The following is a 24,499-nucleotide window of genomic DNA, read 5'->3' as shown; positions in this document are numbered from 1 at the left end:
CGATTACGGATCATTCAACTCGGAAATTTCTGCAAACAATGCCAATGTCAGTTCTGCTTCTTGCTGATCCAATTTTTGTAACGCGAAACCGACATGAACAATGACATAGTCTCCAGGCACAACATTCTCGATCAATACCAGCGAGACTTCCTTGCGTATGCCACCGACATTGACAATTGCTCGACTTTCCCCAACCAATTGTTCAATTCGAGCAGGAATCGCCAAACACATAGGTATTTATTGCAAGTTTTTAAAGATCAAAATTATGACATAATTTAATTATGTTCAATTTTAATTGATACCGTGATCAAGCAAATTCTTACCTTTCATTACTGGAAATTTTTATTGATTGGATTGTGTGGCCTTTCCAGTGTTAATAGTGTCGCTCAAACTGATGATTCCATCTGGATTGATGTTGATACGAGTGAACATACCTTGCTGGTCATGCAAGGAGAAGCTGTTCGCGTTATCTTCAAGAATGTTGCGATAGGACGCTACGGTACGACATGGACAAAAATGACGAGAGACGATAAAACTCCACTCGGTAAATTCAGAGTGGGCTGGGTTAATGAGAAGAGTCGCTATTATCGATTTTATGGGCTCAATTATCCCAATCTTGATACTGCCAAACGCGCCTTGGATGACAATAGAATAGATGAAGAAACGTGGCTTTCTATTTTAGAAGCAAAAAATATGGGAAAGACACCTCCTCAAGACACTCCATTAGGTGGCCATATTGGTATTCATGGAATAGGTAGGGGTGACCAAGAAATCCATCATCAATACAATTGGACAAACGGTTGTATTGCCTTAACCAATGAACAGATTGATCAGTTAGGTAAATGGATCAAGCCGGGTATTCTAGTCAATATTCGCTAAGAATCATCAATTGATCATTAACTTAGGGTATGCTGTTGTTAAATGATTGAATTAACCCATCATAGAAAATGATCTATCTATCATAGAGTTAAAATATGATTTAATACCTTCACATTAATTTTCTCTATAAATTTGTCATAGAATCATTTATTTTGCGTAAGAAATCAGATAATATTCTTGCAAGTTGCTGAATATTGATGTTTCAGCGGCTAGTTAAGTGGCTGATGTTTATGCGCATTGAATAGAATAAAATACTGAGGAGATCGGAATGAAAGAAAAAATCAAGCATCCAGTTCGCATGTTAACACTAGCAGCAATGGCAGGTGCTTTTATTGGGTTAACAGGCTGTGCAACCACTGGTCAGCTAGAAGAATTGCAAACAAAAGTTAATGCTGTTGCCTCTGATGCTGCTGCCGCTAAAGCAGAAGCAGCCGCTGCTAGCGCTAAAGCAAATGATGCATTACGCCTTGCTGATGAAGCGAACAGACGCTCAATTGAAACTGAATCAAAAATTGATCGGATGTTTAAGAAAGCAATGCATAAATAATAGGTGGAACTTAGCTGCTATCCCACCAAAACAAAACCCCTTTTAAAGGGGTTTTGTTTTTTTACTCTCCAATAAAATTCTCGTTTTGCGTATGTAATTGAATTTGGTCGCGCATACGTGAAATTAAAACAGGTATACCACTTTTCTCTATAATTGCTTTTCTCAAAGCTTCTTGATCAACTTCGAAACCTTCAGGCATATTTTTCTTGCTACTCTTTAATGCTAAAAAATCATTGATAGCGTTAATAGTCATTTGCTTATAGTCGGCATATTTCGCCTCATCCTCTTCCAATGGAGGATGCAATTCAATGAATAACGAATTTAGAAGCCAACCTAGCTTAACGGGTTGATTAATTACATGCACTTGCGTTCCAATAGGTATTTTATCAAATAATGCTTCAATATCTTCTGGATACATACGCACACAGCCAGCCGAAACCCTCATCCCTACTCCAAAGGGTTTAATTGTTCCGTGTATCAAATAACTTCCACCTCCAATACTAAGACGCATGGCATGCCGCCCGAGAGGATTGGTGGGACCCGGGGGAACTATGCTGGGATAAGGCTGCTCACCATTTGCTATTCGATCCATCTGTAGTGATTTTGGTGGTATCCACGTCGGATCTTTTTTCTTCTCAACTATCTTTGAAATACCTAATGGAGTTACCCAGTCCATTCTCCCTATACCCACTGGATGAGTTATCACCACTGGCTTTTCTCCCTTACCCGATTCTGGAAAGTAGTAAATCCTCATTTCTGGCAAATTAAGCACCAATCCTTTTCGCTCAACATGAGGAATAATATAGCGATTTGGCAAAATGACTTTTGCACCATCCTGAGGCAACCATCGATCAACAGTCGGATTCGCCAATAAAATTTCAATTTGACCGATATCGTATTGGCGAGCTATGTCTAATAGCGTTTCTTCACGACTTGCGTGAGTTGTGCGAATTTGACCAAAGATGTCAATATCCGGCGGAGGAAGTACCCATGTTTCTGCTCGCACAAAAGAAACCGCAAAATTCGAAAACACCAAAAACCATAGAACCAGAGTAAATCTATACATAAACATTTCTTAATAATAATGTTACGAATAGCAATAGTGACATGATCAAAATCGAATGATAACTGAAATCCTATACTCAACCTAGTCAACCTAGAAAATACAGTTTGAGCCAAAAGCCATTCGAAGAATTCTTATCATAAAACTATCCAGATAATATTCATAACTTCTTTTATTCTTACAATACAAATAACATATTAATTATAAATATAAAATATAGAATAGTGTTATAAAAGCAACATTGTTGTTGTCTATTTACAACAAATGAGTTATCTAAATTACAAAAAATGCTTGTTTTTGTTGCAGTCTAGTACACGGTTAGGCACAATCCAATCAAACCTTCCGCCTGGAAGGTCCGAGTAACGGGGTACATTCACGAGAATGTAGCAAGGCAAAGTAGACGGCCCCAGTCGTTTTTAACATTAAAGGAGAACTTCAGCATGAAGAAGAAACTGATTTCGTTAGCAGTAGCCGGCGCACTTGCAGCCCCAATGGTTGCGTCTGCACAAGGTACAAATGTAACTATTTTTGGTAGTGTTCAAGCTGAGTATGCCACAGTCAATCGTGACAAGCAAAGTAGCCAAGCTCTGATTGGTGATGATACCGGTCGTTCCAGATGGGGTCTGCATGTTACTGAAAATCTCGGTGGCGGATTAAAAGCGAAAGCTCATTTTGAAATGGGTTTCAATACCGGTAGCGGTAATCTCGGAACCGCACGGGAACGCTGGGTCGCTTTGGCAAATGATAGCTGGGGTGAAATTAAATTCGGCCGGGTTCAATCTCCATTTAAAGATTTTGCCGGTGGTATGACCATTGATCCGTTCGCCTACACGACTCTGCAGGCAGCTGGCAGCGGTGGCACGATGACTGCTTCTGCTAATGGCCTAGGATCAGGTGCAAATAGTTTCGTTAACAGCGCTGCACGTTATGATTCACCTAAAGTAGAGGGCTTCAGCTTTGCAGGTATCGTTATGCCAGGTGACTCCAATCGTTTGGATCCAGCAAATTTTTATAGCTCAACTGGCACTAATAGTGGAAGTGTTGCCAATTCTGGTGGTGAAGATGGCGAATGGGACTTCCAAGTCGCCGGTAAATACGAAGCTCATGTCAGCGGTCACAATCTCGGCGTATTCGGTGGTTATTCTCGCGATAACATCAGCACCCGCCAAAGAACCAATTTGGGCTTAAATAACAATGAGCATGTTTGGCGTGGCGGTGCAATGTGGAGCTTCCAAAACTTCAAACTGAGTGGACAATACGAACGAGTCAGCAATGCAGTCGGCGCAGCGACCTGTACTACTGCAGCTGCGTTAGGAAATCCAGTGACCGGAAATGGACAACCAACTGATTCCAGAGGGCAATGCGCATCAGCCATGCACCTTGGCGGCGATGGTCATCTGTGGTTTGCAAGCGGACAATATGACTGGGGTAATACCAGCATCGTTGCTCAAGGCGGTATGTCCCAAGCAAATTCAACCACTAATTCTTTAGGCGCTTTTTCAAAACGTGAAGTCAGCCAATTTACGGTGGGTTTAATCCACAACCTCAGCAAGCGCTCCAGCTTGTTCGGCGGTTACCAACGCGCGATGATAGATGATAAAAATATCGCAAATCCGCTAAGAGATGCCAACACCTATTCAGTCGGTATGCGTCACAACTTCTAATCGAAGCTGACCTCACAAAAAAGGCACCCAAGGGTGCCTTTTTTTATTGCGATGAAAAATCTTATTAGTCTTTTTGAGGTGGGGAATTTATACTTCGATAAAACCTCGAGACTACCAATGGAGATTCTGTAATTATGAGCATGAAAAAATGGACCGATGACGAATTGATCTCAACACGCGATAACCTGGAAGCTTGGAGTAAGAAAATAAATAGCTCAGGATCCGGTTCAAAATTATGGCTGCTCACCGCCTTTTTAGGGGCTTTTGCCATTTCGACAGGTTTCGCCTTCATGTTCTTTGACGGCGTAGACGTCATGAATGTCGTGCTGATCATTATGGGTACCATTACTTGCGCCAGTTGGTACAAAAGTGAAAAGCAGCGCAAGGACAATATTGCGTTTCTTGCCGAAATCAACAGGGAAATCAAAGCTCGAAAAATAAAGGATGACGCTAAGCAAAAGAGTCAAGCAACCTCTCCTTCAACTCCAATCGAAGAAAATTCATCGGAACCTACAATCCCAACTGAAACCCAATCAACAGAGACTCATGCAGCAACTGCCGGAGAAAAACCAAGAGATTCATAGGCCAATGTAAATGCGCAATGTATTGTCATTATTGCATCATTTTATTACCCACAAAATTACTCGCTCTCAGAAAAGTTCAGATAGAAACTGTGGCGGCAATTCTGCCACAGACGATCAACTTTTCGAAATACTATGCCAATTCATATGGATACAAGGTGAACCACTGCCGCTGATTTTCGACCTCGATCATCCCATCTATTCCGACCAAGGAATTACTCCATCCACATTAAAACGATTAGAGTCGGCAGGTTTAATTATGATTGAACCACAAGGATTCATTAAAAAAGGCTTCGGAAGGCACACGAGAATTTTTTATTGTGGAAGACCCACAAAAATAGGTTTCCCAGAGAATCAGAATAACGCGCTGGATCTGGGTCATGTGCTGTTAACCGAGCAAGGTAAGGCTTTGGCATTGACGTACACGATTACCAGAAATCAACAATTCTATGAATATGTCATCAATCGCTGGTTTCAGCAAGGATTGATCCTATCGTCCGTTCAAATCGAGCGGAATCGCCAGCCAGATACAATGGTCGACAACCGATTGATTAGAGAACAAGAATAACCCGATAATCATTCACATTGGTGTACGTAGGACCGGTAATGACTAAGTCATTCAAGCGTTGAAAAAAGGCATAGGAGTCATTATTGTTCAAGAATGCTGTCGCCTGCAGGCCAAGCTTGCGCGCGCGTAGCGCTGAATCGGGAGTAATGAGTGCACCGGCGTTATCTTCACTCCCGTCCAATCCATCCGTATCGCAGGCTAGTGCATAGGTTCCTTCCTGTCCATCGAGCGCCAGCAGCAGGGACAATAAGAATTCCGAATTACGTCCTCCGCGCCCCTTACCTTTGACGGTAACTGTCGTTTCCCCCCCTGATAATAACGCGATCGGTGCTTTCAAAGCTTGCGGATAGGTATGAATCTCTTTGCTCAATGCAGCATAGCTTTTAGCAATCTCCCGAGCTTCGCCGGTCACCGTATCACCCAAAATCAAAGGCATAATCTGGAGATTTCGAAAGTAATCCGCGGCTGCAGCCAAAGACTGGCGTGCATTCGCAATGATTCGATGGTCAACGCGATCAAACAGAGAGGCACCCGGTTTTAACGTCTCATCGATATTCCCTTTGACCCCTGCAGATAAAACTTCCCTGACTGCTGGCGGAATGTTTATTTCGTAACGACGCAATATTTCAAAGGCATCGGCAAACGTTGATGGATCAGGCGAGCAAGGCCCGGAAGCGATATGCGTGACATCATCGCCCGTCACATCGGAAACGATAAGCGCCAGAATCGGCGCTTTGCACGCCGCGGCAAGCCGCCCGCCCTGGATAGCCGATAAATGTTTGCGCACGATATTAATGTGTTGAATATTCGCGCCAGATCGCAATAATTGATGGGTCACATCCTTGAGATCGCCCAAGGAAACGCCATCGATAGGCAAGGCCAGCAAGCTGGAACCTCCTCCGCTCAACAAGCACAGCAACAAATCATCCGATCTCAGTTTTTCTACCAACGCTAAGATCGTTCGCGACCCCCGCTCGCCCTGCTCGTCAGGAATGGGATGGCCCGCCTCAACGACATGTATTCTCTGAGTGGGCAGCGCATGACCATATCGCGTCACAACCAAGCCTTCAAGCGGCGCATCAGCCGGCCACGCATTTTCGACCGCTTGCGCCATTGCGGCAGCCGCTTTGCCGGCGCCCACCACGACGGTTCGGCCTTTCGGCGGATGGGGAAGATGGGTTGGTATGATATGCCGTGGATCAGCCGCTTTTACCGCTCTCAGGAAGCTCTCCACTAAATGGTCACGCGGTGTCATCGTTCAACATGGGTTGCAGATAATAGCCGGTAAAGCTGTTTTTATCGGCAGCGATCTCTTCCGGGGTTCCCTCGGCAATGATGCGCCCTCCGCCATCGCCGCCCTCGGGACCCAGATCGATGATCCAATCAGCAGTTTTAATGACATCGAGATTATGTTCGATGACAACCACCGTATTGCCATGATCTCTCAGTCTGTGCAATACCTTTAACAACAGATCGATATCCTGAAAATGCAGGCCTGTGGTCGGTTCATCCAGAATATACAACGTCCGGCCAGTATCTCGTTTGGAAAGCTCCAATGATAATTTGACGCGTTGGGCTTCCCCACCGGACAGCGTGGTAGCCGATTGACCGAGCGTGATATAGCCCAACCCCACTTCCAGTAACGTTTGTAACTTACGCGCAACGACCGGCACTGCCGAGAAAAACTCGAAAGCATTTTCTACGGTCATTTCCAGAACTTCGTTGATATTCTTGCCCTTATACTGAATCTCCAGCGTTTCCCGATTATATCGCCGGCCATGACAAACATCGCATGTGACGTAGATATCAGGCAGAAAATGCATCTCGACTTTGATCACGCCATCGCCCTGACACGCTTCGCAGCGCCCCCCTTTCACATTGAACGAAAAACGCCCGGGCGCATAGCCCCGTTCGCGCGCCTGGGGCACGCCGGCAAATAATTCCCGAATCGGCGTAAACAAACCGGTATAGGTAGCAGGATTAGAACGCGGCGTGCGGCCGATCGGGCTTTGATCCATATTGATGACTTTATCGAAAAACGCCAGACCCTCGATCACTTGGCAAGCTGCGGGTTCGGCGTTGCTGGCGTAGAGATGGCGCGCCACAGCGCGGTGCAATGTCTCATTGATCAGCGTTGATTTACCCGATCCAGACACCCCGGTCACGCAGACGAACAGCCCCACGGGCAAATTGAGCGTGACATTTTTCAAGTTATTTCCAGACGCACCCTCGATTCGCAATATCCGTTCGGTATTTGGAGCATACCGTTTTTCAGGCAGACTAATCGACAATTTTCCCGCAAGATACTTGCCTGTCAACGATGCCTCATCTTGTTGAATGGCTTGCGGATTACCTTGCGCAACCACCGAACCACCGTGCTCACCTGCTCCAGGCCCCATATCAACCACATAATCCGCAATTTGTATGGCATCTTGATCGTGCTCGACGACAATGACGCTATTGCCCAGATCGCGCAGATTTTTCAGGGTATCCAGCAAACGGCCATTATCGCGCTGATGAAGACCAATCGAAGGTTCATCCAGGACATACATGACGCCGGTGAGTCCTGAACCGATCTGACTGGCCAGGCGAATTCTCTGGGATTCACCACCCGATAAGGTATCCGCCGACCGATCCAGGGATAAATAGTCCAAGCCGACATTATTGAGGAATTGCAAGCGGCTCGAAATTTCCTTGATGATCCGTTCCGCAATGGATTGCTTGTGACCCGATAGCTCAACATGATCAAAAAATTGCTGTGCTTTTTTCAATGAAAAAGCACTAATGTGGTAAATCGCTTGCCCGGCAACATGCACATGCCGCGCAGCACGGCACAATCGGGTGCCTTGGCATTCGGGACAGGTTTGCGCATTGAGGTACTTTGCCAATTCTTCGCGCACGGTTTGCGATTCTGTTTCTTTATAACGTCGCGTCAGATTAGGAATGATGCCTTCGAATGGATGTGTTTCCTGATGCTTGCGGCCATTTTCAGCCAAATAAGAAAAATGTACTTTTTCCTTGCCTGAACCATACAGAATAATATTCCGTATCGATTCCTCCAGATGCTCAAACGGTGTCTCCAGATCGAAATGATAATGTTCCGCCAGGCTCGTCAACAATTGAAAATAGAATTGATTGCGCCGATCCCAGTTTTTTACTGCACCGGCTGCCAGCGAAAGATGCGGGAAAGCGACCACCCGTGCTGGATCAAAAAAAGTGATCTGTCCTAGGCCATCGCATTTGCTACAGGCACCGAGCGGATTATTGAAAGAAAATAAGCGAGGCTCCAGTTCAGCCAATGAATAGCTGCATACCGGGCAGCTAAATTTAGCGGAAAAAAGATTTTCCCGACCGCTATCCATTTCAACGGCTATCGCTCGCCCGTCGGAATGGCGTAACGCCACTTCGAATGATTCCGCGAGCCGCTGCTTTGCTTCCGGTGATACTTTCAATCGGTCGATGACCACTTCGATGGTATGTTTCTTGGTCTTCTGTAATTTAGGCAGCGCATCGATTTCATACACTTCGCCATCGATCCGCAAACGGACAAACCCTTGAGCACGCAACTCGTCGAATAACTCGGCCTGCTCACCTTTGCGCTCCACGATCAGCGGCGACAGAATCATCAAACGCGTATCCAACGGAAGCTGCAGCACATGGTCGACCATTTGCGAGACACTCTGCGCCGTCAGCATGATATTGTGATCCGGACAAAGCGGATCGCCCACGCGCGCAAAAAGCAAGCGCAGATAATCATGAATTTCGGTCACCGTGCCCACCGTCGAACGAGGATTATGCGAGGTTGCCTTCTGTTCGATTGCAATTGCTGGTGACAGTCCTTCGATCAAATCGACATCGGGCTTTTCCATGAGCTGCAGAAACTGCCGTGCGTAGGCTGACAGGGACTCCACATAGCGGCGTTGACCTTCCGCATACAGCGTATCAAACGCCAAGGAGGACTTACCCGAACCGGACAATCCGGTAATGACTACAAGCTTATTGCGTGGCAGGTCGAGATTGATATTCTTCAGATTGTGGGTGCGAGCACCCCGGATTTTTATGGATTCCATTAGCTATCTATGTATGAATCAACCTGTTAATATACCCAACTTTTTAGAAATATCACAACCTGATTCATGTCTGCTTCAATTTCTTCTGAAAAAATGTCTCCGGCAGAAGTACGTGCCACAGTCGGCCTGGCTGGCGTGTATGGGCTGCGCATGCTTGGCCTATTCATCATCTTACCGGTATTCGCGTTTTACGCTGAAGACTTGCCCGGCGGAGACAACTACACCTTGGTCGGTATTGCGCTGGGTGCATATGGCTTGACACAAGCTGTTCTGCAAATTCCTTTTGGCTGGCTGTCCGATCAAATTGGCCGTAAGCCGGTCATTTATTTAGGACTTATTTTATTTGTAATGGGCAGTTTCATCGCATCCATGGCAATCGATATTTACTGGGTAATATTAGGACGTATCATTCAAGGTGCTGGGGCAATTTCGGCCGCAGTAATGGCCTTGGCTGCGGATTTAACCCGCGAAGAGCATCGCACCAAAGCAATGGCAACGATCGGCATGACCATCGGCACCGTATTTGCGCTGTCATTGATTGCCGCCCCCATTCTGAATCAATGGATAGGCGTGCCAGGCATCTTCGCGATGACGGGTATCTTGGCACTCATGGCAATGGTTGTCGTCAAAAAAGTCATTCCTGACCCTCAAATCAGCCGCTTTCATTCTGATACCGAAGCTTCACCATCCAGTTTCGCAGGCGTATTGAGGAATACGCAATTATTACGCCTGAATTATGGTATTTTTGCCTTGCATGCGACGCTGATGGCGTTATGGCTAGTGGTGCCCCTGACGTTACGTCAAGCAGGAATGGCGGCGAACGATCATTGGCAAATTTATTTACCCGTTTTAATATTATCGATCGTGTTCATTATTCCGGTCATCATTTATTCCGAAAAAAAAGCTAAATTAAAGCCTGTCTTTATTGCTTCGATCACGTTGTTGTTGATTGGACAGATTTCATTGGCTGCCACATCCGACTCTATCTGGGGCACAGCTATTGCATTGCTGGTTTTTTTCACAGCATTCAATCTACTCGAAGCCAGCTTGCCATCCCTGATTTCTAAAATCGCTCCAGTTGGCGCGAAAGGAACGGCCATTGGTATTTATAGCAGCACTCAATTTCTCGGCGCTTTTGCCGGTGCCTCTCTCGGAGGCCATTTATTTGGCGCATATGGAAGCAGCGCCCTGTATACGTTTTGCGGGTCGTTACTGATACTATGGATCGTCTGTGCCATCACAATGAAAGCACCTGCTGCAGTGCGGTCAAGAATGTATTCTGTGCACGAAATGGGAGCAGATCAATCTGAAGAACTATCCCGTCAGCTCGCAGCGATACCGGGTGTCAATGAAGTCTTGGTATTGGTGAATGAAAGAGTGGCTTATCTAAAAGTTGACATGCAAGGCTTTGATGAGGAACAAGTAATCAAATTACTGAAGGAGGAAACATAAATGGCATCAGTCAACAAAGTTATACTCATTGGTAACTTAGGAAAAGATCCTGAGACCCGCTATATGTCGAATGGCGAAGCGGTCACTAACATTACCTTGGCAACTACCGATACCTGGAAGGATAAGAATGGCGAGAAACAAGAAAAAACCGAATGGCATCGCGTCACCTTTTATCGAAAGTTGGCTGAAATTGCAGGGGAATATCTGAAGAAAGGCCGTTCTGTGTATATCGAAGGCCGGTTGGAGACTCGAAAATGGACTGATAAAAATGGAGCAGAACGTTACACCACAGATATCATTGCGAATGACATGAAAATGCTGGGAAGTCGATCAGGAAGCGGCAGCTTTGAATCACCTGATCAAGAAGAAGATCACTCCATATCCAATCGATCTTCTTCATCTAAGGGCAGCAATGGGTTTGACGATATGGATGACGATATACCCTTTTAACTAATGCACCTAATTGCTGAAGCAAAACGATATCAGCATTTTTCCGGTAACCGAAGCACGCCGTTTGCTGGCTCCGATTGAGAAGAATTGGATGAGCGACGAGATGGTAACGAAAATTCAATACTATCAATATTGCCGCCAATTTCTCTGGCCATGTTTCTAAACTCAACGGCCAACATTGATTTGGGTACAATAAATATTTGCTTAAATCCAGATTTGAAATTAACAAGAATTTTCATCATTTATTTCCAGGCAAGTTTATCTATTAAGTTTTGGGTATCATCTTTGGGTGATGCTATTGTTTTGATTTAACGACGCTAACGAATCAAACTTTAGGATATTCCCTGCTCTGAAGAAACTTTATGTTCGTTCTGAAGCACAGCATCGAATTGTCAGTCTTAATGAGAAACTTCCTTGAATGAGTTAATTCTTCCTTTCATGATCAATGTAGCTCAATATTAGATTGAATTCGTAACACAGCACAATTTTTGTACAAATTAACGACGATCTTGCGGCTTGGTTGCTTCTTTTGCGCCCTTCTCTCTGATAAACTCTCCGCTTCGAAAAATAGAATAAAAAATGTTAGCGTATGAGGAGTTCTGATGTTTGATAAATCTAACCAGCTTATTTTTTATATTAATTCAGCACTGACGATAATTGGAGTGCTGATTGCCTTATTAACGAATTTTGTTGTTATTGGAATAATCATTGCGGTATGTGGAGCGTTATTAATTGTTGACCAATTCAGACAAAACAAATTTGCCTTTACCATTGATGACTTAAAAAAAATACTCAAGGTTCATGACACTGGCGGCAGCAAAGCAACGTTGACGCAAACGCAAAAAACGACATCCTGTCATAGTGGCAACTCAGAATACTGGTTCAGACATATTCGAGCGATCGGCAGCGTCAGCAATTTCCAGATCAATAACGGTCATCTTGACGAACCCATCAAAGAAAACGGCAGCTATCACGTCTGCATGAAGATTCCTCCTGAAATCAATATGATCAGAGGCTTAGACTTAGCGTTATCGTATGAGTATGAAGATGCATTCACGCAGACCGAAGGTTTCCTGTCCCACACTGTCGACAACGATACCCGTAGGCTGCACTTGGCTGTTGAATTACCCAAAGGACGACCCGTTTCTTCCGCACGGTTATTCTGTAAATACAAGGGAACTGAAGAATCCCTGTTACCTCCTGTGGTTACCGGAGAAACTAAAATCGAAGCCGATATCAAGAACCCGATCGTAGGCGCGGAGTACTGTCTGCAGTGGCAGTGGTCTGAAGAAGGCCTAATCAAGAAACTGGGGCATCTTTTCAAGATTTGAATCAGCCAGTCCGCTTCTAGCCCAGATTCAGTGGACATCATTTCGATTAATCCAGGCTAGAATCAACCCTATGTCAGCATCTTTCATTCATTTTTCTCAGCTCGCACCACGATTTAAATCGCATTGAATTTACTCAAAGCCCTCGCTGCCGTCAGCAGCATGACATTTATCTCACGCATTCTTGGTTTTGTGCGTGATATCTTGATTGCTCGAATTTTCGGTGCGGGAATAGCAACCGATGCTTTTTTCGTAGCTTTCCGGATTCCCAATCTGCTGCGCCGGTTATTTGCGGAAGGAGCCTTTTCTCAGGCGTTTGTACCAATACTCGCCGAATACAAGAATACCCGCACACCTGAAGACACCCGAGCGCTCATCGATCACATCACAATGCTGATGGGCATCACGCTGATCATCGTCACAATCATCGGTATTGTGTCGGCACCCTTGATTATTTATGCCAGCGCGCCTGGATTTTCAGCTGATGCTGAAAAATTCGACTTGACGGTGGCGCTGCTGCGTATCACTTTTCCGTACATTCTGTTCATTTCATTGGTAGCACTGGCGGGAAGCATCCTCAATACCTATGGAAAATTCAATGTCCCGGCCATCACACCGGCGCTATTGAATATTTCATTCATCGCGTGCTCACTGTGGCTCACGCCATTTTTCGAGCCCCCCATCCTGGCGTTGGCGTGGGCTGTTTTTATCGGCGGCGCTTTACAACTCGTTTTCCAAGTGCCTTTTCTGTTACATCTGAAATTATTACCCCGCGTCCGTTTCAAAAATCCTGATACCGGCGCCTGGCGGGTGATCAAGTTGATGGGGCCGGCAATTTTTGGTGTGTCGGTCAGCCAGGTAAGTATGCTCATCAATACCATTTTTGCTTCATTACTGGTGACAGGGAGCGTTTCCTGGCTTTACTATGCGGATCGCCTGATGGAATTTCCCGCCGGGCTGCTGGGCGTGGCATTGGGCACGATTCTGCTGCCCTCGTTAGCCAAACATTACAACAGCAACAGCACTGAAGAGTACTCGCGTTTGTTGGATTGGGGATTGCGAATGACGATCGTGCTCACATTGCCGGCTGCGCTCGCATTGGCTTTTCTGGCGATACCTCTTGTCACGACGCTCTTTCATCATGGCGCTTTTACTGACCACGATGCCTTGATGACGCGCGAAGCCCTCATCGCCTACAGTATCGGTTTACCGGGAATCATTCTGGTCAAGGTACTGGCACCGGGATTCTATGCCCGCCAAAATATCAAAACGCCGGTGAAAATTGCCATCGTCACATTGATTGCCACGCAATTGATGAATCTGGCCTTCATCATTCCATTTCAGCATGCCGGACTGGCGCTGGCGATTGGCTTTGGAGCCTGCATTAATGCCGGATTGTTGTATTACCAGTTACGCAGCCATGAGATTTATCAGCCGCAGCCGGGCTGGCTGATTTTTTTCTTGAAGATCATCGCCGCTGTGACAGTCATGGGTATTGTGCTGTGGTTTACAACCGGAAGCAGTGCTTCATGGCTGGCTGATTCCGCCATGACGCGCGCCGGGCGGCTCAGTCTGATCATTCTGGCGGGTGCCTCCAGTTATTTCGCCGCACTATGGCTGCTTGGCTTTCGGCTGAGAGATTTTACCCAGCAGCAGGCCATATAAGATTCTCGCCCCGTTGACTGACCGATTATCTTTTGATGTGACATACTTAAACTCTCCTCTTATAAAATTAAATATCACTCCTTACTCCTTTCTGAAATTCATGATAAATAAGCAGAAACATATAATTTTTTTGGCATTAAGCGATGGAGGATTTTCGAAGTGAAAATAACGATTGTACTATTTCTAATATTCTGCATTTCCTCTATCAGTCATGCTGGGGGAACCCTAAAGGTTGAACAAGCCATAATTCAAGGTAAGGCCATCAAGGTTGGAGAAGGAGCCGATATCGTTCAGAGCAGGATCAAAGCCGACCAATTCGTTTCATCAGGTTACAGTTATGGAGACACTAGCAAAGGATATTATAAAGATGCCGATACTACTTATATTATTACTTACGGTCCCCCTAAAGACGGTATTGGTGCTTACATAGTAAGACAAATCGAAAAGGTCGCCGGAAAGCAGGAAAAGACAGTCACTTCTTCCCCCCAGCCAAGCAAAAGTATATCTAAAGCCGGACAGTCAGTGACTATTGGCACACTTGCCGACACCGTGCTGGAAAGGCGTGGCAAGGCAATATCGGTAAAGCAAGCAGGGCGTGATGAAAATGGTTTGCTCGTAGAATGGCAGTACCAAGACGCGACATACCTGATGGGGCGGCGACTTCAGGGTGGAATTGAAGCCTACCGCGTTATTAAAATTACACCACAATAATGAGATAATACAGCGTATTACAATCCTCCAAGCTGATTGGGATCCGTAGGCTACCTCGGATTAACTCTTCGTTATAAAAAACTCCATTTATCAAAATCGACGATGCTGTCAGAAATCGGTTTTGTGGTCATCGCCATTCAAAAAGCATTCGTTATTACAACATCGTGACCGGCATCGTAATTTCCGTCAATCTCTCATCTGAGAAGCCAATTCCAACGCAAGACGCTGCAGCATCTCCGCGTCCTCTAGCCCTTCGAGAAATCGTTGCGGAATTCGCGATAGTCCCACCTGAGCACCGACGAGTGCCCCCGTAAGAATGGCACGCGCCTGATTCTGTCCACCACCGTTTACCGCATGCAGAACAGCAGACTCAAAGTCGCTCCGGAAACGAGCAGCTAGATAATAAGCCGCGGGAAGTTGATGATAAATTGCACATGGCATGCCATACACAATCGACACTTTCCACGCAGGTTCAATCACGATATTGGGATCCGCTGCGGCTCTCGCCATATAGGATGGGGTGAGCAGCGCGTCAGGAGAAGCAAATCGTCCGGCGCGCGGAGGATCCGGATCACCTGGACGCGGCGGTTGCAAATCAGCAAAGGTAACGGCATGAAACGGCAATTGACCCGACTTCACGAGTTCCATTAGCTTGCCCGATAGCGAGCTATCCAAGGCATGTCCTTGCACCAGCATACCCAGCACCGCTGCATAGGCAACCGTCATTGAAATCACGGTATCATCGATCTGAGTAAGGCGGCAATTATTAGCAACGGCCATAGCCAGCTCAGCAGTCTGAAATGCATAGCGGACAGCGATCGCCAGCGTGCGCTCGATCGCCTCGGTGTCATCCGCATGACCGGCCGTTCGTCCCCACGGCAATTGCTGCTCCACGCGCCGCCGCCATGCTTCCCGGATCGATTGACTGGTATAACCGCCAGGCCCATTCATGGGCGTACCGTCGATGAATGGAAACAGATCTTCATCCATACGGCGGCAGAAATCCGCTTCGTTATATTCGCCCTGCTCAACCAGGGAGTGCATCATCAGCTTTAGAATAATCCCAGCCTGGGAAAGCTGGCCTGCTTTTCGTCCACTGTGATAGCGGCCGGGCTTGGGGTCGGTATAGGTGGTGATCCATTCTCCATAATCGCGCCGAAGCTCGGCGAGATCGTAATACCAATGCGGGCCGAGCGCCAGCGCATCGCCAATCCATGCACCCATGATGGCACCAGCTGCACGATCCTGCACAACAGTTGATTCAATCATGAGAAACCATGCTCCATTGCAAACTCAAATTCCAAGAATCCGCTCAAGCTTGCGCGTTGCAATCAATGATCAGCAATGATGAGAAAATCAGTGTTTCTTTTTGTCTTTCTCAATCAGCGCATAGGCTGAATGATTATGAATCGATTCAAAATTTTCCGACTCAACGATATAAGCATCGATACGGGTGTCGTGATTCAGAACTTCGGCGATATCTCTGACGATATCCTCGACAAATTTTGGATTGTCATACGCCTTTTCAGTGACATACTTTTCGTCCGGCCGCTTCAGCAAACCATAGAGTTCGCAAGAAGCATTCGTCTCGGCAATCCGGATGATGTCTTCGATCCACACGAAACTGTTGGTACGCACCGATAGGGTGACATGCGATCGTTGATTATGTGCGCCATAATTGGATATTTTCTTGGAACATGGACACAGACTCGTCACCGGAACGACCACTTTCATGGTGAAGAAATATTCACCGTTCTTAATCTCTCCAATGAAAGTTATTTCATAATCCAGTAAGCTTTTTACCTGAGAAACCGGCGCTGATTTATTGATGAAATAAGGAAACGTCATCTCAATGTGACCGGAATCGGTTTCCAGTTTTTCGATCATTTCCCGCAAAATGACCTGAAAGGATTCGACCGAAATTTCCCGCTCATGGCTGTTGAGAATCTCGACGAAGCGAGACATATGCGTGCCTTTGAAATTATGCGGCAAGTTGACGTACATGTTAAACACTGCAATCGTATGCTGCACCCCGCCATCTTTATCGGCCACAATGACCGGATGACGGATGGCCTTGATACCCACTCTGTCGATTGCAATACGCCGGGTATCCGGTGAACTCTGCACGTCTGCAATAGGTAAATCTATTTGTTTATTCATAGTGATCTCCCGTGCAACGAAGAAATTTTCGGCGCTGTACTTATGATAAAGAATTTATGAGGATTCGCCTGAAAAAACTGCTTGCACTGATGTAATGATACCTTTTTTATCGAGTCCGCAATCTGCCAGCATTTGCGCGTGATCACCCTGATCGATGAAAACATCCGGCAGTCCGAGTTGTAAGACTTTGACGACGATGTGCTGGTTGTTGAGTGACTCGGTGACGGCGCTGCCGGCGCCACCCATCACGGTATTTTCTTCCACAGTCACCAATAATTCATGACTCGCTGCCAAAGATGCCACCAACTCATCATCCAAGGGTTTGACGAATCTCATGTTCGCAATCGTTGCATTGAGTTCTTCCGCAGCTTCAAGACAGGGCGTTACCATACTGCCAAACGCCAGCAGCGCAATTTTTTCGCCTTGACGCCGAATTTCTCCCTTGCCGATGGGTAGTGCTTGCATTTTCTTTTGAACGTTTATGCCCGGCCCAGTTCCTCGAGGGTAACGCACTGCAGTCGGAGCATCCAGTTGAAACGCTGTGTACAGCATCTGCCGGCATTCATTTTCATCGGAAGGCGCCATCACAACCATATTCGGAATACACCGCAGATACGACAGGTCAAAGCTGCCGGCATGCGTAGGTCCATCGGCTCCGACCAAGCCCGCCCGATCGATAGCAAATACAACTGGCAGATTCTGGATCGCGACATCATGAATCAATTGGTCGTATCCCCGTTGCAAAAAAGTAGAATAAATGGCAACCACCGGCTTCAGACCATCACAAGCCATGCCTGCGGCAAAGGTCACCGCATGCTGTTCTGCTATCCCGACATCAAAATAGCGCTCGGGGTATTCCTGAGAAAAACGCACCAGTCCAGACCCTTCACGCATGGCCGGAGTAATGCCAATCAATCGCGTATCGCGCGCCGCCATGTCACATAACCAATCTCCGAAAACCTGCGTATAGGCAGGTTTTCCATTAGGCTTGCTGACAATGCCTTTCTTCGGATCAAACTTGCCAACACCATGATATAAAATTGGATCTTCTTCAGCAACTGGATAGCCTGCGCCTTTGCGGGTAACCACATGCAGAAACTGCGGGCCGTCCAGATGCTTGATATTCTTCAGCGTAGTAATCAGAACATCCAGGTCGTGACCATCAATAGGCCCAATATAATTGAATCCGAATTCTTCGAATAATGTGCCGGGCGTCACCATGCCTTTGACATGTTCTTCAGCTCGCTTGGCCAACTCCAGCACCGGTGGCACAACGCCAAGCACCTTCTCACCCGCGCGCCGCGCCGTCGCGTAAAATCTACCCGACATCAACTTCGCCAAATAATTGTTCAACGCACCGACCGGACGGGAAATCGACATATCGTTATCGTTCAGGATAACCAGTAAATTGGCATCCATCACCCCTGCATTGTTCAATGCTTCAAAGGCCATGCCTGCGCTCATGGCGCCATCGCCGATGATTGCAATCGCGCGCCGATCGGTTTTATTCAATTGCGCCGCGACTGCCATTCCCAACGCAGCGCTGATCGACGTGCTTGAATGAGCCGTGCCGAAAGCATCGAAATTACTCTCGTCACGCCGCGGGAATCCGGCAATGCCTCCATGCATGCGCAGCTTTCCCATACCTTCTCGCCTGCCTGTCAGTATCTTATGCGCATAAGTCTGATGCCCAACATCCCACACCAATTGGTCATGCGGGGTATTGAACACATAATGCAGCGCGATCGTCAGTTCGACCGTTCCCAGATTGGAAGATAAGTGCCCTCCGGTTTTTGCTACCGAGTCAACCAGAAAGTTGCGTAATTCCTTGGCAAATTGCGGTAACTTTTTTTGTTCCAGCTCGCGTAACTGAGAAGGCGAGTTAATGGTATCTAACAATGGATACATTCAAGACCTGAAAAAAATTAATGATAGAGAGAACTCAGAATTTTCGTTTAATAATAAAATCGGTTACTTGGCGCAAGCGCATCGCGGCTTCACCAAAACCATCAAGGGCTTCATAGGCATCATGCTGTAGTTTCTCAGCCAGTTCACGTGCTTGAATAATGCCGAGAATACTGACATAGGTAGGTTTATTATTCTCGGCATCCTTACCGGCGGTTTTACCTAAAGTGGCGGTTGTCGCTTCGGCATCAAGCAAATCATCCACCACCTGGAACGCCAGCCCGACACATTTGGCAAAATGATCGAGCCTGGTCAATTGTTCTTCATTCAATTGACTGCCGCAACGCGCGCCCAGCATCACGGCAGCCCGGATCAATGCGCCGGTTTTGTGAATATGCATGAATTCAAGTTCAGGCAAACTCAGCGTCTTCCCTACGCTGTCCAGATCGAATGCTTGCCCCCCTGCCATGCCTCGCGACCCCGAAGCAAGCGCCAACTGAGCAACCATGTCCAATTGAGTCCGCGGATCATCCGATAGGCATTTCTCCGCCAATATCTCGAACGCGAGGGTTTGCAAACTATCGCCCGTCAATAACGCTGTAGCTTCATCGAATTCTATGTGGCAGGTCGATTTGCCGCGCCGCAAAACGTCATCATCCATACAAGGCAAATCATCATGTACCAGTGAATAGGCATGGATAAGCTCGACTGCTGCCGCTACTACAGTTACACGCTCGATATCTGCACTGGCGAGTTCGCCGGCTGCGAATGATAACAGCGGTCGCACCCGTTTTCCTCCTCCCAGTACTGCATAACGCATGGCTTTATGAAGGCGTACGGGAACACAATCCGCCCCAGGTAAGCGGGATTCCAGGAAGGTTTCGATACGTGCCTGACTATGATTGGTCCAATTCTGGAAATCAGCGATCATCAGCATCAGGCCGTGAGAAATTTTTCAACATATCAGCTTCGAGTATCTTCACTTGTTGCTGTGCAGCCTGCAATTTGTTCTGGCAATAGTGCAATAATTCGGCACCTCGCTGATAAGCTGCCAGAGACGCTTCCAGAGACATCTGACCTGCCTCCATGGCAGCTACAATTTTTTCCAACTCAGCGGAAGCCGCTTCATAACTTTCAGGGGCTTCATAAGTCTTGGGTTGAGACAAAGCAGTATTTTTTGAATTCTTGACCATACATTAAGCACACACTCAAAATGAATAGAAATGAAGTGCTTCTATTATTAAACGGACAAAAATAACGCAACTAATGGCATTCGGTCAATTCAAATTTAAGTCCAAACAGTCATTGCCCTTCAAAACCGTCGAAGAGAAGGTTGGTCAGTTCATGCTGGGTATTTCTTGAAGGTTAAATGATGAGCGCTCATTGATTCGAATATCGACAATCTCTATTTGACGGGTGTTTATCCGCATGGGTGCAAACAAAATATCATTATTGATACCTTTGCTCCACTATGGCAAGATACGGTCCACTGACTATACGGTCGACGGTTGTCCTTGACCCTAAAATTCATGAGTTGAATTTTAACATATCGTTAATGCGATGAAGAATGCTCTTCTTCAAACCTTGATGACGTGTTCATTCGTTTCAGATGACGTAAACTCTGATTAAACTAACGAGGGCAGCGTTTTTCTGAGTATTCCCAGAACGCCGTCGCGTAATTCTTCTTGCAATTTACTTACATCGAGACGACCTTGAACGAAAATATCAATCAAATTTCAAGCTACTTTGAAACAGTGCCTTTATGGCCGTTCGTTTTATTTGGATTATTGGGATTGGTGGCGGTTTTTGTGGAAATTCTCAACCGCAAACGCCGCGCCAGCGCAATTGACAATTTTCGATATACCATTGAAACAGAATTAGCGTGGTTGTATCCGGAGCATAAAGGCTGGCCCCCCAATATCAATACCTATCTTTGTTCACGATTGCCCGAGATGCAGCAAAATTTTGAAGTCCTGCGTGTCTTCATTCCCCAGGATCAACTGCTCAGCTATAACACCGATTGGAATAAATTCCGCGATTTCTGCCGCACCATTTCCGATGAGCAATGCGCTGCCGGGCAGCCTTCATCAGCCAGCAATGCCAATGATTCATCAACAACTTCTGCAGAACCTGATCCGAAAGTAGTCTTTCATCAGCTTGTGGAAAATTTGCTCAAGCATGCATCACGCTAAAAAACGTTGAAAAATTAGCAAGAAACGACGAATAGGCAAGGAGGAAGTATTGAAAGTCATAGCTCACAAATGACAGATGGCTCATTTGAGCTTGATTCTAGCGCAGCTTGGCACTCAATCTGGTCGGGCAAGTAGTTTTCAACGTTTCCTTAGAACGCGTTTCTGAGCATTCAAGATCCTAGCTAAGCACGATCTCGCCTTTGTCAATTGCAATCAAGTTCTGTAGTTGAAATTGAAGTACGATGATGGAAGTACAGTCATTCCGGAACAACAGCGACAACCTAGATCTCTACAATGGATGCACCGATTCTTCTCTCAATCTCATGACTCGAGTACATCATTCGACTCGCAATCAATCGTAAATCATCTAGCCCACCTCCCTCTTCTCCAAGAGATAATCCTCATAATATGCTGCATCACGGCATTTTAGTGAAATAAGTCACAGCCACTCCCTGAAAAACATACTCAGATAACACTCATAGTGGATAATTACCGAGCATACGCATTAACATCAGGTTTTTTAGGACAGTAGGATTTTACCCACACATTCAAGAAATTATTTTACATACGACAAAGAACATCGCTATTCACTCCACCACGACAAAGGAGAAAAAAATGAACGCTTCATGATCACTTGCTTGTATGTGTTTTGGTATTTTCCGTGAGCATTTTCAAAAGATCACTTATTTGAACTATCGTTGTTCTTCACAGGAGAGATGTATGAATTGCGCAAAAATAAAAATATTTGGCCTTACCCTGCTGGCATATAGCCTCAGCACAGCGGCTCATGCTCAGACCATACCCATTCCGAAGGGTAAAACTCCCAATTTCACCGCTCAAACTGTACCTCAATCAACCGGTTCCCCCACCAAACCAAAGATAGAATTCTCCCCTCACCGGATCATTGTTAAATTCAAGAATCAGTCTGCAGCAAGTTCTAATGGACTTCAGTCAGCGGAAAATGCGGCTGAAAACCTCGGTTCAACTGCGATATCAGCACTCAGCGCCATTCAAGGCAAGGTAGTTAAAAACTTTGCAAATATTGGCGCACAGGTCGTGCAAACACCTCTGGCTGCCGGCAAAGCAATTGAGATGCTGTATCGCAGCGGTGCCGTTCAGTACGCCGAACCTGACTACAAAGTGCGCGCGATCGCTACCCAACCCAATGATCCGCTTTTTTCTGAATTGTGGGGATTACATAATACCGGCCAGGTGTTTGGCGGTACCCCCGATGCCGATATCGACGCACCAGAAGCCTGGGCTACTCGAACGGATGCGAGTCAAGTCATTGTTGCCGTGATTGACACCGGCGTCGACTATACTCACCAGGATCTGAGCGCCAACATGTGGAAAAATCCAAAGGAAATTCCCGGCAATGGCGTCGATGACGATGGCAATGGCTGGATCGATGATGTCTATGGCATTGATACCTGTAATGACGATGCTGATCCTGCGGATGACCATTTTCATGGCACGCATGTCAGCGGCACGATAGGCGCCAAAGGTAATAATGGCATCGGCGTGACAGGGGTAGCGTGGAAAGCCAAGATCATGGCGCTCAAATTTCTCTGTGACGATGGCTTCGGCTTTACATCCGATGCCATTGACGCGATCAATTATGCGCTGGTGGCAAAAAGCACCAATAATTACACACGCATGATTCTGAGCAATAGCTGGGGCGGCGGAGGTTATTCTCAGGCGCTGTTCGATACCATTTCAATCGCTAAAGGATTAGGTGTTTTATTTGTAGCTGCTGCCGGAAATGATTTCCTGAATACCGACAATTCAATCTCTTATCCTGCCGGCTACAACGTTGACAACATTATTTCCGTCGGCGCCAGTGACGCGAGTGACGATCAAGCTTGGTTCTCGAACTACGGCTGCAACAGCGTGGATGTTTTTGCGCCCGGAAACGGTATTCTCAGTACCATGCCGAACGATGAATATGACACTCTTTCCGGCACATCCATGGCTACGCCGCATATCAGCGGCATCGCTGCAATGGTGTGGGCAAATTCACCCGAAAAAAACTGGAGATCGATCAAAAGCGCAGTAATGAATAGTGTCAATCAACCTGCCTCGATGAGCCGGCTTAGCGTAAGTCAAGGCCGCGCAAATTTGCGCAAGGCACTACAGCCAGGCGCAATGACCGAGCCAACCATATGGAAAATCTCACCCTCATCCGCTATTCCGGGCGATACCATTACCATTACGGGTCATAATTTCGGCACCGCCAGCGGTAAAGTCGACTTCAATGGCAAAGCACTGACCGTGCTAAGCTGGTCGAATACCGTCATTCGAGCCAAATTGGCAACCAGTAACTTAGGTGCAGGTACTTTGAAAGTCATTTCCGCCAACAATAATATCGGCGATGTCGGAGCCTGTTTCGAGGCCTCCTTCAAACCCAGCGTCGTGGGGCAAACGCTGATACCCCGCGCCTGGGCCAGCAGCGCCAGAGTAGGAGGAAAATACTGGGTGATAGGCGGTGAAGCGCCTTGGGGCATCACGGGTACGGTCGAGTCGGTTGCGCTCTCCAATTTTGTTTCGACGATGAGTTCACAATGGACAATGCCGATTCCTCTCAGCAATACCGCATCTGCTGCGGTGGGTTCGAAGATTTATGTCGTTGGCGGCTACCAGCCTTATACCGGAACGTTGTCGGATAGCGTGCAAATATTCGATACCGTAACCAAAACCTGGAGCACCGGCGCACCACTACCTCAACCGTTGCTGCAAGCAGCGATAGTGTCTGTCAATGGCAAACTATATGTATTCGGCGGCTCCAACCTATCCAGCATCCTCAATACCACTTATATCTACGATCCGGTAGACGATAGCTGGTCAACAGGTACTGCCAAGCCCACTCCAGCATCGTATGCAACGGCTACCGTATCCGCTAGCGATACGAGAGTGACAGTGACGGGCGGTTTCTCGTGCGATTTCTATGGCTGTGAGCAAAATGTCGCCGAGATATACGATACCGCAACGGATACCTGGACACCGATCGCCAATCTGAAACGCAGTCGCGCGGGTGCGGCTGGCGCTTTTTATAAAGGCAAGCATCACGCACTGTTTGGCGCCAGCGCTGGCACTTCGGGCGAATACTTCAATGGCAATACCTGGGTTGAAGCCATTTCCGGCCCTCCTTTGTTTACCGCCACAGCCACAGCGTGCAGCTCCTGCAATGCGATTGTGATTCTCACGGGCTATGACCAGTCGGTCTCCAACTTTAGTACCAATATCTGGTCACTAAAGGAATAAAGC

22 protein-coding genes are annotated in these 24,499 nt (G+C 46.8%); 12 read left to right on the top strand and 10 right to left on the bottom strand.

The window, feature by feature from the left end:
- Window positions 1–3 precede the first annotated feature (3 nt).
- Window positions 4–231 carry a HypC/HybG/HupF family hydrogenase formation chaperone gene (locus tag ABF87_RS13085; RefSeq protein ID WP_160829560.1) on the bottom strand — a complete coding sequence of 76 codons (228 nt, stop codon included), beginning with the start codon at window positions 229–231 and terminating at the stop codon, window positions 4–6.
- Between the two features lie 72 nt (window positions 232–303).
- Between ABF87_RS13085 and ABF87_RS13080 the strand changes: the two genes are divergently transcribed.
- Together ABF87_RS13080 and ABF87_RS13075 are read left to right on the top strand one after the other, a co-directional pair.
- Window positions 304–879, top strand: a complete 576-nt coding sequence (locus ABF87_RS13080) for a L,D-transpeptidase (protein WP_345789918.1) — start codon at window positions 304–306, stop codon at window positions 877–879.
- 268 nt (window positions 880–1,147) lie between these two features.
- The gene (locus ABF87_RS13075) at window positions 1,148–1,426 is read left to right on the top strand and encodes an Lpp/OprI family alanine-zipper lipoprotein (protein ID WP_160829559.1); all 279 of its coding nucleotides are present in this window, start codon (window positions 1,148–1,150) and stop codon (window positions 1,424–1,426) included.
- 61 nt (window positions 1,427–1,487) lie between these two features.
- Here the strand turns inward: ABF87_RS13075 and ABF87_RS13070 are convergent, their stop codons facing one another.
- A complete protein-coding gene (locus tag ABF87_RS13070; RefSeq protein WP_160829558.1) occupies window positions 1,488–2,492 on the bottom strand; it encodes a L,D-transpeptidase family protein in 1,005 nt (334 codons plus the stop codon).
- A 437-nt stretch (window positions 2,493–2,929) separates the two neighbouring features.
- Here ABF87_RS13070 and ABF87_RS13065 point away from each other — a divergent pair, with 437 nt between their 5' ends.
- The 3 genes from ABF87_RS13065 (at window position 2,930) to ABF87_RS13055 (ending at window position 5,302) form a co-directional block, all read left to right on the top strand.
- Window positions 2,930–4,153: a porin gene (locus tag ABF87_RS13065; RefSeq protein ID WP_160829557.1), complete on the top strand. Its 1,224-nt coding sequence runs from the start codon at window positions 2,930–2,932 to the stop codon at window positions 4,151–4,153.
- Window positions 4,154–4,287: 134 nt separating this feature from the next.
- On the top strand, window positions 4,288–4,737 hold the full coding sequence (locus ABF87_RS13060; RefSeq protein ID WP_160829556.1) for a hypothetical protein: 450 nt from the start codon (window positions 4,288–4,290) through the stop codon (window positions 4,735–4,737).
- Between the two features lie 256 nt (window positions 4,738–4,993).
- A complete protein-coding gene (locus ABF87_RS13055; RefSeq protein WP_193568016.1) occupies window positions 4,994–5,302 on the top strand; it encodes a hypothetical protein in 309 nt (102 codons plus the stop codon).
- On the opposite strand, the gene ABF87_RS13050 is transcribed toward ABF87_RS13055, so the two are convergent.
- Together ABF87_RS13050 and uvrA are read right to left on the bottom strand one after the other, a co-directional pair.
- On the bottom strand, window positions 5,286–6,557 hold the full coding sequence (locus tag ABF87_RS13050) for a glycerate kinase (RefSeq protein WP_160829555.1): 1,272 nt from the start codon (window positions 6,555–6,557) through the stop codon (window positions 5,286–5,288). The genes ABF87_RS13055 and ABF87_RS13050 overlap by 17 nt on opposite strands.
- Window positions 6,544–9,372 carry an excinuclease ABC subunit UvrA gene (gene uvrA / locus ABF87_RS13045; protein ID WP_160829554.1) on the bottom strand — a complete coding sequence of 943 codons (2,829 nt, stop codon included), beginning with the start codon at window positions 9,370–9,372 and terminating at the stop codon, window positions 6,544–6,546. The genes ABF87_RS13050 and uvrA overlap by 14 nt, the downstream gene beginning before the upstream one ends.
- Window positions 9,373–9,438: 66 nt before the next feature.
- Here uvrA and ABF87_RS13040 point away from each other — a divergent pair, with 66 nt between their 5' ends.
- Window positions 9,439–10,824, top strand: coding sequence for an MFS transporter (locus tag ABF87_RS13040; protein WP_240143681.1), 1,386 nt, complete (start codon window positions 9,439–9,441; stop codon window positions 10,822–10,824).
- On the top strand, window positions 10,825–11,274 hold the full coding sequence (ssb, locus tag ABF87_RS13035; protein WP_160829553.1) for a single-stranded DNA-binding protein: 450 nt from the start codon (window positions 10,825–10,827) through the stop codon (window positions 11,272–11,274).
- 32 nt (window positions 11,275–11,306) lie between these two features.
- Here ssb and ABF87_RS13030 read toward each other — a convergent pair whose 3' ends face one another.
- Window positions 11,307–11,516: a hypothetical protein gene (locus tag ABF87_RS13030; RefSeq protein WP_240143680.1), complete on the bottom strand. Its 210-nt coding sequence runs from the start codon at window positions 11,514–11,516 to the stop codon at window positions 11,307–11,309.
- Window positions 11,517–11,876: 360 nt separating this feature from the next.
- Here ABF87_RS13030 and ABF87_RS13025 point away from each other — a divergent pair, with 360 nt between their 5' ends.
- The 3 genes from ABF87_RS13025 (at window position 11,877) to ABF87_RS13015 (ending at window position 14,978) form a co-directional block, all read left to right on the top strand.
- Window positions 11,877–12,605 carry a hypothetical protein gene (locus ABF87_RS13025; RefSeq protein WP_160829552.1) on the top strand — a complete coding sequence of 243 codons (729 nt, stop codon included), beginning with the start codon at window positions 11,877–11,879 and terminating at the stop codon, window positions 12,603–12,605.
- A gap of 123 nt (window positions 12,606–12,728) precedes the next feature.
- On the top strand, window positions 12,729–14,267 hold the full coding sequence (murJ, locus tag ABF87_RS13020) for a murein biosynthesis integral membrane protein MurJ (RefSeq protein WP_160829551.1): 1,539 nt from the start codon (window positions 12,729–12,731) through the stop codon (window positions 14,265–14,267).
- A 159-nt stretch (window positions 14,268–14,426) separates the two neighbouring features.
- Entirely contained in the window at window positions 14,427–14,978 is a 552-nt protein-coding gene (locus tag ABF87_RS13015) for a hypothetical protein (protein ID WP_160829550.1), read from the top strand.
- A 186-nt stretch (window positions 14,979–15,164) separates the two neighbouring features.
- On the opposite strand, the gene ABF87_RS13010 is transcribed toward ABF87_RS13015, so the two are convergent.
- The 5 genes from ABF87_RS13010 to ABF87_RS12990 form a co-directional block, all read right to left on the bottom strand.
- A complete protein-coding gene (locus ABF87_RS13010) occupies window positions 15,165–16,247 on the bottom strand; it encodes an ADP-ribosylglycohydrolase family protein (protein ID WP_160829549.1) in 1,083 nt (360 codons plus the stop codon).
- 87 nt (window positions 16,248–16,334) lie between these two features.
- Entirely contained in the window at window positions 16,335–17,138 is an 804-nt protein-coding gene (folE2, locus tag ABF87_RS13005; protein ID WP_160829548.1) for a GTP cyclohydrolase FolE2, read from the bottom strand.
- A 54-nt stretch (window positions 17,139–17,192) separates the two neighbouring features.
- Complete coding sequence (gene dxs, locus ABF87_RS13000; protein WP_160829547.1) at window positions 17,193–19,046, bottom strand: 1-deoxy-D-xylulose-5-phosphate synthase; 1,854 nt, start codon at window positions 19,044–19,046, stop codon at window positions 17,193–17,195.
- A 34-nt stretch (window positions 19,047–19,080) separates the two neighbouring features.
- Complete coding sequence (locus ABF87_RS12995; RefSeq protein ID WP_160829546.1) at window positions 19,081–19,974, bottom strand: polyprenyl synthetase family protein; 894 nt, start codon at window positions 19,972–19,974, stop codon at window positions 19,081–19,083.
- Window positions 19,964–20,236, bottom strand: a complete 273-nt coding sequence (locus ABF87_RS12990) for an exodeoxyribonuclease VII small subunit (RefSeq protein WP_160829545.1) — start codon at window positions 20,234–20,236, stop codon at window positions 19,964–19,966. Before ABF87_RS12990 ends, ABF87_RS12995 begins: the two co-directional genes overlap by 11 nt.
- Before the next feature lie 519 nt (window positions 20,237–20,755).
- On the opposite strand from ABF87_RS12990, the gene ABF87_RS12985 reads away from it, so the two are divergent.
- Window positions 20,756–21,235, top strand: a complete 480-nt coding sequence (locus ABF87_RS12985; RefSeq protein WP_160829544.1) for a hypothetical protein — start codon at window positions 20,756–20,758, stop codon at window positions 21,233–21,235.
- 720 nt (window positions 21,236–21,955) lie between these two features.
- Window positions 21,956–24,496, top strand: coding sequence for a S8 family serine peptidase (locus tag ABF87_RS12980; protein WP_160829543.1), 2,541 nt, complete (start codon window positions 21,956–21,958; stop codon window positions 24,494–24,496).
- The last annotated feature ends 3 nt before the right edge of the window (window positions 24,497–24,499 follow it).

The sequence above is a fragment of the Nitrosomonas sp. JL21 genome (assembly GCF_009833095.1).
In the GTDB taxonomy this organism is placed as follows: domain Bacteria; phylum Pseudomonadota; class Gammaproteobacteria; order Burkholderiales; family Nitrosomonadaceae; genus Nitrosomonas.
The sequence above is the reverse complement of the archived record's forward strand: the minus strand, read 5'-3'. Positions and strand labels throughout refer to the sequence as shown.

What these genes read in the sequence shown, in the direction of transcription:
- ABF87_RS13085 (WP_160829560.1), bottom strand. Translation starts at nt 231, where the DNA reads ATGTGTTTGGCGATTCCTGCTCGAATTGAACAATTGGTTGGGGAAAGT.
- ABF87_RS13075 (WP_160829559.1), top strand. Translation starts at nt 1,148, where the DNA reads ATGAAAGAAAAAATCAAGCATCCAGTTCGCATGTTAACACTAGCAGCA.
- ABF87_RS13070 (WP_160829558.1), bottom strand. Translation starts at nt 2,492, where the DNA reads ATGTATAGATTTACTCTGGTTCTATGGTTTTTGGTGTTTTCGAATTTT.
- ABF87_RS13065 (WP_160829557.1), top strand. Translation starts at nt 2,930, where the DNA reads ATGAAGAAGAAACTGATTTCGTTAGCAGTAGCCGGCGCACTTGCAGCC.
- ABF87_RS13060 (WP_160829556.1), top strand. Translation starts at nt 4,288, where the DNA reads ATGAGCATGAAAAAATGGACCGATGACGAATTGATCTCAACACGCGAT.
- ABF87_RS13055 (WP_193568016.1), top strand. Translation starts at nt 4,994, where the DNA reads ATGATTGAACCACAAGGATTCATTAAAAAAGGCTTCGGAAGGCACACG.
- ABF87_RS13050 (WP_160829555.1), bottom strand. Translation starts at nt 6,557, where the DNA reads ATGACACCGCGTGACCATTTAGTGGAGAGCTTCCTGAGAGCGGTAAAA.
- uvrA (WP_160829554.1), bottom strand. Translation starts at nt 9,372, where the DNA reads ATGGAATCCATAAAAATCCGGGGTGCTCGCACCCACAATCTGAAGAAT.
- ABF87_RS13040 (WP_240143681.1), top strand. Translation starts at nt 9,439, where the DNA reads ATGTCTGCTTCAATTTCTTCTGAAAAAATGTCTCCGGCAGAAGTACGT.
- ssb (WP_160829553.1), top strand. Translation starts at nt 10,825, where the DNA reads ATGGCATCAGTCAACAAAGTTATACTCATTGGTAACTTAGGAAAAGAT.
- ABF87_RS13030 (WP_240143680.1), bottom strand. Translation starts at nt 11,516, where the DNA reads ATGATGAAAATTCTTGTTAATTTCAAATCTGGATTTAAGCAAATATTT.
- ABF87_RS13025 (WP_160829552.1), top strand. Translation starts at nt 11,877, where the DNA reads ATGTTTGATAAATCTAACCAGCTTATTTTTTATATTAATTCAGCACTG.
- ABF87_RS13010 (WP_160829549.1), bottom strand. Translation starts at nt 16,247, where the DNA reads ATGATTGAATCAACTGTTGTGCAGGATCGTGCAGCTGGTGCCATCATG.
- folE2 (WP_160829548.1), bottom strand. Translation starts at nt 17,138, where the DNA reads ATGAATAAACAAATAGATTTACCTATTGCAGACGTGCAGAGTTCACCG.
- dxs (WP_160829547.1), bottom strand. Translation starts at nt 19,046, where the DNA reads ATGTATCCATTGTTAGATACCATTAACTCGCCTTCTCAGTTACGCGAG.
- ABF87_RS12995 (WP_160829546.1), bottom strand. Translation starts at nt 19,974, where the DNA reads ATGATCGCTGATTTCCAGAATTGGACCAATCATAGTCAGGCACGTATC.
- ABF87_RS12990 (WP_160829545.1), bottom strand. Translation starts at nt 20,236, where the DNA reads ATGGTCAAGAATTCAAAAAATACTGCTTTGTCTCAACCCAAGACTTAT.
- ABF87_RS12980 (WP_160829543.1), top strand. Translation starts at nt 21,956, where the DNA reads ATGAATTGCGCAAAAATAAAAATATTTGGCCTTACCCTGCTGGCATAT.